5 protein-coding genes are annotated in these 10,463 nt (G+C 35.0%); 3 read left to right on the forward strand and 2 right to left on the reverse strand.

Features of this window, described 5'->3' with window-relative positions:
* Positions 1-64 precede the first annotated feature (64 nt).
* Positions 65-1,258 (reverse strand): ADP-forming succinate--CoA ligase subunit beta, encoded by a 1,194-nt coding sequence (sucC, locus tag AC0608_RS13435; protein WP_417959415.1) that lies wholly within the window; start codon positions 1,256-1,258, stop codon positions 65-67.
* 429 nt (positions 1,259-1,687) lie between these two features.
* Here sucC and gltB point away from each other — a divergent pair, with 429 nt between their 5' ends.
* The 3 genes from gltB (at position 1,688) to lysA (ending at position 9,051) form a co-directional block, all read left to right on the forward strand.
* Entirely contained in the window at positions 1,688-6,205 is a 4,518-nt protein-coding gene (gltB, locus tag AC0608_RS13440; RefSeq protein WP_478289420.1) for a glutamate synthase large subunit, read from the forward strand.
* Positions 6,206-6,207: 2 nt separating this feature from the next.
* Positions 6,208-7,662: a glutamate synthase subunit beta gene (locus AC0608_RS13445; protein ID WP_417959413.1), complete on the forward strand. Its 1,455-nt coding sequence runs from the start codon at positions 6,208-6,210 to the stop codon at positions 7,660-7,662.
* Positions 7,663-7,830: 168 nt separating this feature from the next.
* The gene (gene lysA / locus AC0608_RS13450; RefSeq protein ID WP_417959412.1) at positions 7,831-9,051 is read left to right on the forward strand and encodes a diaminopimelate decarboxylase; all 1,221 of its coding nucleotides are present in this window, start codon (positions 7,831-7,833) and stop codon (positions 9,049-9,051) included.
* Positions 9,052-9,111: 60 nt separating this feature from the next.
* Here the strand turns inward: lysA and AC0608_RS13455 are convergent.
* A partial coding sequence (locus AC0608_RS13455) for an alkaline phosphatase family protein (RefSeq protein ID WP_478289421.1) occupies positions 9,112-10,463 on the reverse strand: 1,352 nt, incomplete at its 5' end.

Raw genomic sequence — 10,463 nt, forward strand, 5'->3', positions numbered from 1 at the left:
ACGTATATGGCACAAAAAAATCCTGAGCTTTCACTCAGGATTTTAATATATAACTATTTTCTAATTAAGAAAGTGCAGCTTTTACTTGATCAGCTGCTTCTTGAAATTCAACTGCAGATAAAATTGGCATTCCAGAATTATCAATTAATTCTTTTGCAATAGCAGCATTTGTACCTTGTAAACGAACAATGATTGGTACTTTAATTGCATCACCCATATTTTTGTAAGCATCAACAACTCCTTGCGCCACACGGTCACAACGAACGATCCCTCCAAAAATATTAATCAAAATTGCTTTTACGTTTGGATCTTTTAAGATAATACGGAAAGCCGTTTCAACACGTTTTGCATCAGCAGTTCCCCCTACGTCAAGGAAATTAGCAGGTTCAAAACCAGCATATTTGATTAAATCCATAGTTGCCATAGCTAAACCAGCCCCATTCACCATACATCCTACTGTACCGTCAAGATCAACATAGTTTAAACCAACTTCTTTTGCTTCAACTTCGATTGGATTTTCCTCACGAATATCACGCATATCAGCATATTTCTTTTGTCTGTATAAAGCATTATCATCGATATTTACTTTAGCATCTACAGCCATAATCTTATTGTCAGATGTTTTTAAAACCGGGTTGATTTCAAACATCGAAGCATCAGAACCTATATAAGCATTGTATAAAGAATCGATAAATTTTACCATTTCTTTGAAAGCGTTTCCAGAAAGACCTAAGTTAAAAGCAATTCTTCTTGCTTGAAAGCCTTGTAATCCAACAGAAGGGTCAATTTCTTCGGTAAAAATTAAATGTGGTGTATGCTCAGCAACTTCTTCAATATCCATTCCACCTTCTGTAGAATACATAATCATATTACGACCAGTAGCTCTATTTAATAAAACAGAAACATAAAACTCAGAAGTTTCACTTTCACCAGGATAATAGACATCTTCAGCAATTAAAACTTTGTGCACTTTTTTACCTTCAGCAGAAGTTTGAGGTGTTACCAATTGCATTCCGATGATTTGTGTTGCAATTTCTTCTACTTGTTGTAAATTTTTAGCAAGTTTCACTCCACCGCCTTTTCCACGTCCACCTGCATGAACTTGGGCTTTTACAACATACCAACTTGTACCTGTTTCGGTAGTTAATTGTTTTGCAGCAGCAACCGCTTCTACTGGGCTGTTAGCAACGATTCCGCGTTGAATGCGAACTCCATAGCTAGCTAAAATTTCTTTTCCTTGATATTCGTGTATGTTCATAATATAGAATTTGTCTGGTTTCTGAATTTATTTCAGAATAAAAGTGGGACAAAAATAGCAAAATTCATCTTAATAGAGAAATCTTTTTATATTTAAAAACAAGATAATGATACCTAGTATACAATTAAAAATTGCCTTTCTGTTTTAAATTCAGTTCATGAAATGATAATAAGGACAGTTTTAGAATTAAAAAACCACTATAACGATTGAATTAATCTTGCTCAGCACACTAATTTCAAAGGATTAGTGCTATTTCTTACATTAAAAAAAAGGTGAATTATCGATTTATCAATTCCAATAAGCTTAAATTACTTAATTATCATTTACCAAACGTTTTTATAATTTTACTACAAAAATACAATCGTTAACACCAAAACAATGAATTATATTCAATGAAATCTTTATTTTTGTATAAAAAAAACATTGAGCATGAAAGTTAAAGCACAAGGCCTTTATTTGCCAGAATTTGAACATGACAATTGCGGAGCTGGTTTTATTTGCAATTTGAATGGAATAAAATCAAACGATATTATACACAAAGCATTAGATATTTTAATCAAATTAGAACATCGAGGTGCTGTAAGTTCCGATGGTAGAACTGGAGATGGAGCAGGAATATTATTTGATATCCCCCATACTTTTTTTAAAAAAGTGTGCGATTTTGAAATCCCAGAAACAAAACAATACGCCGTAGGAATGGTTTTTATGCCAAGAAGCAAAAACCAAGTTGTTTTTTGTAAAACTACTTTTGAAACTTGCATCCGCAATCAAAATTTAGAAATACTAGGATGGAGAGACGTCCCGGTCGATGCTACAAATTTAGGACGAATTGCTGGCGAGAAAGAACCCACAGTCAAACAAGTATTTGTAGGCAAAAATGGACTAGAACTTACGGAACAACAATTTAATGCAAAAATGTTTGCTGCAAGAAAAATTGCAGAACATACCATCCGAAATTCAAGAATATCGGAGAGTCACATGTTCTATTTTTCAAGTTTCTCTACAACAACCATAATTTACAAAGGTTTATTAATGCCCGAAGACATCAGCAGATACTATACTGATTTGTTAGATGATGATTTAGTAACCAGATTAGCCTTAGTTCACCAACGTTTTTCTACTAACACCTTCCCTTCTTGGGAATTAGCACAGCCATTTCGTTACATGTGTCACAACGGAGAAATTAACACACTCCGTGGTAACATTAGCCGTATGCGTGCCCGCGAAGAATTAATGAAAAGTGATGTTTTTGGTGATGATATCAAAAAATTATTTCCAATTATTTTAGAAGGGAAATCAGATTCTGCTTCTATGGATATGGTAATCGAACTGTTATTGATGACGGGGCGTTCTCTACCGGAAGCCATGATGATGGTTGTTCCCGAAGCGTGGGAAAAACACCAAACCATGTCAGCCGACAAAAAAGCATTTTATGAATACAATGCTTGTATCATGGAACCGTGGGATGGCCCAGCTTCTATTCCTTTTACAGATGGTAACGTTATTGGTGCATTATTGGACCGAAATGGATTGCGTCCATCCCGATATACATTAACAAAAAGTGGTTTTGTAATTATGTCCTCAGAGATTGGTGTTCTTGATATTAAACCTGAAGATGTGATTCAACACGGTCGATTGGAACCTGGAAAAATGTTTCTTGTGGATATGAATGAAGGTCGAATTATTGAAGATGACGAAATAAAAAATGCTATTGTTACCAAACGTCCATATAAACAATGGCTAGATGAAAATCTAGTGCAATTAGCTCAAATACCCTATACTGACAACCTGATTCCTGTAGAAAATATTGATTTTGAAACCCGACAAAGACTCTTTGGATATACGCTAGAAGACTTAAAGACAATCATTAACCCAATGGGATCCCAAGGTGCAGAAGCGTTAAGCTCGATGGGAAATGATACTCCGTTAGCGGTTTTATCGGATCAACCCCAACTTTTATATAACTATTTCAAACAATTATTTGCTCAGGTTACCAATCCACCATTGGATGGTATTCGTGAAGAAATTATTACTGATATCAGTTTAGCCATAGGTGGCGATTATAACATCTTTGATATTGTTCCAAAACATTGCAAAAAATTAAAAATACAAAATCCCGTTATTTCAAATGAGGATTTAGATAAAATACGAAATATTGATCATGCGGATTTCAAATCGGTAACTATCTCTACATTATATGCTATTGAAAAAGGAGTAAATGGATTAGAACGCGCTCTGGAAAAAGCGGTTCAAGCGACTTTTAAAGCTGTTTCAGAAGGATGCAATATTGTAATCATATCTGATAGAGGAGTTAGCGAAAAAATGGCTCCAATACCCATGCTATTGGCTTGTTCCTATATTCATCATTCCCTAAATATTCTCAAAGTTCGTTCTAAATTTGGCATCATAATAGAGTCTGCAGAACCTCGCGAACCGCATCATTTTGCCTTATTATTTGGTTATGGTGCAAGTGCAATAAATCCTTACATGGTCAATGAAATTATTCATGACCAAGTTAATCAAGGTTTTATTACTGGTATAAAAGCGGATTATGCTATTAAAAATTATAATAAAGCCATTGCAAAAGGGATACTTAAAATCATGAATAAGATTGGCATCTCTACGCTACATTCGTACCGAGCGGCTCAGATTTTTGAAATTTTAGGATTAAATAAAACATTCACTTCTAAATATTTTCCGTATACCCCTTCCAGAATTGAAGGAATTGGTCTCATGGAAGTCGAAAAAGAAATCAAGAAAAGATACCAAAAAGCATTTCCAAATTCAAAAGTAAGCAATTTATTACCTTTGGAAATTGGAGGCATTTACAGGTGGAGAAGATCGGGAGAAAAACACATGTTTAACCCAACAACGATTGCTAAACTCCAACAAGCAGTACGTTTGAACAGTCCTGAAAGTTACAAGGAATACGCTACTATGGTCAATGATCAAAGCGAAAACCTAATGACAATTAGAGGCTTATTTGAATTTAACAACTTAGATCCTATCCCAATTGACGAAGTGGAACCTTGGACTGAGATTGTAAAAAAATTCAAAACTGGCGCCATGTCCTATGGATCTATCAGTCAGGAAGCCCACGAAAATCTAGCGATTGCGATGAATCGAATTGGCGGTAAAAGTAATTCTGGAGAAGGTGGAGAAGATTCTAACCGTTTCCAAAAAGACATAAATGGTGATTCTAGAAACAGTGCTATTAAACAAGTCGCTTCAGGACGATTTGGTGTATCTATCAATTATTTGACAAATGCCAAAGAGATTCAAATAAAAATGGCTCAAGGAGCAAAACCTGGAGAAGGAGGTCAATTACCCGGGGAAAAAGTCGTGCCTTGGATAGCTGCGGTGAGAAACTCAACACCTTATGTTGGACTAATTTCGCCTCCGCCACATCACGATATTTACTCCATTGAAGATTTATCACAATTGATTTTTGATTTAAAAAATGCCAATCGTGAAGCACGTATTAATGTTAAATTAGTCTCTGAAGTTGGTGTTGGAACAATCGCTGCCGGTGTTGCTAAAGCAAAAGCCGATGTGATTTTGATTTCAGGATACGACGGAGGAACCGGTGCTGCACCATTAACATCACTACAACATACCGGTATTCCTTGGGAACTTGGACTTGCCGAAGCACAACAAACATTAATTCTAAATGATTTAAGAAGTCGTGTCGTTTTGGAATGTGACGGACAATTAAAAACAGGACGTGATGTAGCCATTGCTGCTTTACTTGGTGCGGAAGAATTTGGTTTTGCGACAGCACCTTTAGTAGCGTCTGGTTGTATTATGATGAGAGCATGCCACTTGAATACGTGTCCCGTAGGTATTGCAACGCAAGATCCTGAATTGAGAAAGAATTTCAAAGGAACGCCGGAACACATCATCAATTTTATGTATTTCATTGCAGAAGAGTTGAGAGAAATCATGGCACAACTAGGGTTTAGAACATTAAAAGAAATGGTGGGACAATCACAAAAATTGAATGTCAACAAAGCGATTAAACATTATAAAGCAAGCGGATTGGATTTATCTTCTATCCTTTATAAACCAGAAAAAGCAAAAACAGTTCCAAACCATAATACGACTACACAAGACCATGCTTTAGACCATGTACTTGATTTTGAAATTATAAAAGCGGCTATTCCTTCTATTTATAGGAAAGAAAGAACCAGAGTTACTTTTAAAATTAAAAATACGGATCGTTCTGTTGGGGCGATATTAAGTAATGAGATTTCAAAAATATACGGCGCACAAGGTTTACCCGATGATACTATATTAGTTGATTTTGAAGGCTCTGCCGGACAAAGTTTTGGTGCTTTTGCTACAAATGGTCTATCATTCAAAATACATGGAAACTGTAATGATTATTTAGGAAAAGGACTTTCCGGAGCAAAATTAATTATCAAAGTCCCTCCTACTGCCACTTTCAAGCCAGAAGAAAATATTATTATTGGTAATGTTGCCCTTTATGGTGCAATCACCGGTGAAGCCTATATCAATGGAATGGCTGGTGAACGTTTTTGCGTTAGAAATTCTGGAGCAACAGCAGTAGTGGAAGGAATTGGAGATCATGGATGCGAATATATGACTGGAGGAACTGTAGTAGTTCTTGGAAAAACAGGAAGAAATTTTGCCGCAGGAATGAGTGGTGGGATTGCTTATATCTTTGATCCAAATAAAAAATTCGATGCTACCTTATGTAATATGGAAATGGTCGCTTTTGAACCATTGGAAAAGGATGATTTCACTAAACTCAAACATCTGATAAAAAATCATTCTATGTATACCAATAGTCCTTTGGCAAAAAGGATTTTAGAAGATTGGGAAAATCAAAGCTCCCATTTCGTTAAAGTGATGCCTACAGATTACAAGAAAGCATTACAAAGATTAGCCGAAGAAAAACAAATTGAAGAACTACTAGCACTATAGTTATGGGAAAGATAGGAGGATTTAAAGAATACACGAGAACTGACGAAAGTAATGTTGCAGTTCTAGAAAGAGTATCGAATTATAATGAATTTACAATTCTGTTACCCAAAGATAAAATTAAAGAACAGGGTTCCAGATGTATGGATTGTGGAATTCCTTTTTGTCACAGTGCCTGCCCTTTGGGAAATCTAATCCCTGATTTTAACGATATGGTACATCAGGAAGAATGGGAAGGTGCCTTAAAAATCTTGCAATCGACCAATAACTTTCCTGAATTCACAGGTCGGTTGTGCCCTGCTCCATGTGAAAAATCATGTGTGTTGGGAATTATAAGTGAACCAGTAGCTATTGAAAATATTGAGAAAAACATTATCGAAAGAGGTTTTGCTGAAGGCTGGATTAAACCACAACCACCTGAAGTTAGAACAGGAAAAACGGTTGCAGTTATAGGCTCTGGCCCTGCTGGTTTAGCCGCTGCACAACAATTGAATCGTGCCGGACATACCGTTACCGTTTTTGAACGTGACAATGCCATTGGCGGATTATTACGTTATGGAATTCCAAATTTCAAATTAGAAAAAGGGATTATTGATAGACGAGTGACTGTTTTAGAAGCAGAAGGAATTATTTTTAAAACAAATGTAAACGTTGGCGTAAATTACAGTGTCGAAGAATTGAACACTTTCAATTCTATCGTATTATGTGGTGGTGCAACCGACAGACGAAGTTTACCAACCAAAGGAATCGAAAGTAAAGGAGTTGTTCAAGCAATGACTTTCTTGACTCAACAAACTAAATCACTTTATGGGGAGATAATTCCCAATCAAATAATGGCAACAGGTAAAAATGTAATCGTAATTGGCGGTGGAGATACTGGTTCCGACTGTGTGGGTACCTCCAACAGGCACGGTGCAAAATCAGTTACTAATTTTGAGATTTTACCCAAACCACCCGGTGGAAGAAGTGACACTACTCCTTGGCCTTTTTGGCCATTGCAACTCAAAACATCTTCTTCACATGAAGAAGGTTGCGATAGAAACTGGTTAATCAATACTAAAGAATTTATTTCAAATGAAAGCGGCCAATTAACTGGATTGAAAACCGTTGAAGTGGCTTGGAAAACAATACCAGGACAAAGACCCGAATTGATAGAAAAAGAAGGTTCAGAGAAAATATGGCCTTGTGATTTAGCTTTATTAGCTCTAGGATTCACAGGTCCTGAAAAAACACTAAGTGACCTGTTAGGATTAGAAATTGACGCGAGAAGCAATTATAACGCGACTAATTATCAAACGAATGTACCCCATATATTTACTGCTGGTGACATGCGTAGGGGCCAATCATTAATTGTTTGGGCAATATCCGAAGGTCGTGAAGCTGCCAGAGAAGTCGATAAATACTTAATGGGTTATACCAATTTACCAACCAAAGGAAATGGCGATTTACCCAACTTATAATTTTCAATAACATTTCATAACCCTTGACAGAAAAATTTGTCGAGGGTTATTTTTTTTGTAAAAAAAGTTAATGTTTAATTTATAACTTTTTGTTAGAATTTGTTAGAATTCACTCATACACTTGTGGAACTAAATAAAGAATAATAAATTTGCACAAAATTAATAATCATGCAATCAAAAGACTTAGTACAATTAGCAGAACAATTTGGTAGTCCATTATACGTTTATGATGCCGAAAAGATCCAATCTCAATACAACAGATTAACTAAAGCTTTTGCTAAAGTAGATAAGTTACGAATCAACTATGCAATGAAAGCGTTGTCTAATGTTGCAATACTTCAGTTATTAAAAGAAATGGGGGCTGGTTTAGATACTGTTTCTATTCAAGAAGTATTGTTAGGACTTCATGCCGGCTATGAACCCGAAAAAATATTTTACACTCCAAATGGTGTTTCTCTGGAGGAAATTGAGGAAGTAAATGCAATGGGAGTTCAAATTAATATCGATAATTTATCCATTTTAGAACAGTTTGGTACTAAGCACCCTACTGTACCTGTTTGTATTCGTATTAACCCTCACGTTATGGCTGGTGGAAATGCAAATATATCTGTTGGTCATATCGATAGTAAATTTGGTATTTCCGTTCACCAATTACCTCATTTAGTCCGAATTGTTGAAAATACAAAAATGAACATCGTTGGAATCCATATGCATACAGGATCTGATATTTTGGACATAGAAGTATTTCTATATGCTGCTGAAATATTATTTGATGCAGCAAAAAACTTTAAAAATCTTGAATTCCTAGACTTCGGAAGTGGATTTAAAGTACCTTATAAAAAAGACGATATCGAAACGGATATTGAAGAACTAGGTAAAAAATTATCAAAAAGATTCAAGGCCTTTTGTACTGAATATGGAAAAGAATTAACCCTAATATTTGAACCAGGTAAGTTTTTAGTAAGTGAAGCAGGTACTTTCTTGGCTAAAGTTAATGTTGTAAAACAAACGACTTCAACCGTTTTTGCAGGAATAGACAGTGGTTTTAATCATTTGATTAGACCAATGTTTTATGGCTCACAACACCATATTGAAAACATATCCCATCCGAAAGGAAAAGAACGTTTTTACTCCGTGGTAGGATACATTTGTGAAACCGATACTTTTGCTAATAACAGAAAAATAGCTGAGATAAAGGAAGGTGATGTTTTATGTTTTAGAAATGCAGGAGCCTATTGTTTCTCTATGGCGTCAAATTATAATTCAAGATACAAGCCAGCCGAAGTATTATGGATGAATGGCGAAGGACACTTAATTAGAGCTCGTGAAACTTTTGAAGATTTAATAAAAAATCAAATTCCGCTACCCGTTGCAGTAACATCGCTATAAAATAAAAGTCCCATTTGTATTATCATATGGGACTTTTTATTTTAAAAATTAGCAGTACAATTAATTTTTATCGAGAAGCGTGTCAAGAACTTCAGATTCTGTTCCATTAGGAAATGGAATTTTCAACATTTGTGAAAGTGTAGGTGCAATTTGAGTAATGTATTTTTTAGCATGTAATTCGCCTTTGGGAACTTTCCAACCATAAAAAAGTAATGGGACATGAGTGTCATAACTGTTAGGAGAACCATGAGTAGTACCTGTGGCTTGATATTGCATATACCCCGCTTTATCAAGTATGACAAGTTCTCCATTTTGTTTAGGATCATATCCTCTTGAAATAAAACTTAAAAAATAATCATCTCCTGAGGAACCTAAAATTTCTTCTTCAGTGTATACTCTTTTAACTTGATCTTGAGTCATCAAAAAGTCTTTGAAACTTTGTTTTACTTTTTCCAATTCTAACCCTTTTTGTTTTAGTACTACTTTATTAAAAAAAAGATTAAAGTTCGAATAATCCAATATTAAATCAACACCGAACGTTTCGTTAGAATATTTTTTTAAAGCATCAACAATATCTTTTGAAGGGATATTTTTTACATTATATTTATTATCCCTAAGGTAATTAGGATTTTCTGCCCCAGCATGATCAGCAGTTAAGAATAGTAAATAATTATCCTTACCAACTGTTTTGTTTAAATGATTTAATAATTGAGCTACTGTTTGATCTAGACGTAAATAAGTATCTTGTAACTCCATTGAGCGTGGCCCAAAAGTATGTCCAACATAATCTGTTGAAGAAAAACTAACGGTTAAAAAATCCGTGAATTCATCTTTTCCTAAATTTTCTTCTTCTATAGCTTTCATAGCTAATTCTGCCAAAATATCGTTACCAAAAGGTGTAGTACGTAAAACGTCAGCCCCTTTGTCTTTATAAATCTTGCTTAAATCATAAGGAAATACAGGTGCATTGGCTTTATCTAATTTCCCTTCATAAGGATTATCATCAGTAAGACTTTCGTTATAAGTAGCAATAGGTTTTAATAAATCCCAACCTTTATTAATGTAATTCATGTACCGTTTTTCTTGGTTGAATTTCACTACCCAATTAGGTAATTCGGAACCATAAAAAGTACTAGAAATAAAAGCACCCGTTTTGCTGTACCAAAAAGCCCAATTAGCAAAATGACCCGCTGGCAAAATAGCACCTCTATCTTTAAGGCTCATGCCAATTACTTTGCCTTTAAAATTTGTCGACATTCGCAACTCATCTGTAATAGTAGTGCTTAATAAATTTATTGGAGACATTGCACCTTCTTTTTCAGTACCCTCTCCAATTGTTTTTACAGATGCATCATCCGTACAATACATATCTTTTCCTGTAGCTTTATTAAACCAATCATTACCAACAATGC

The sequence above is a fragment of the Flavobacterium sp. GNP008 genome, from assembly GCF_056428965.1.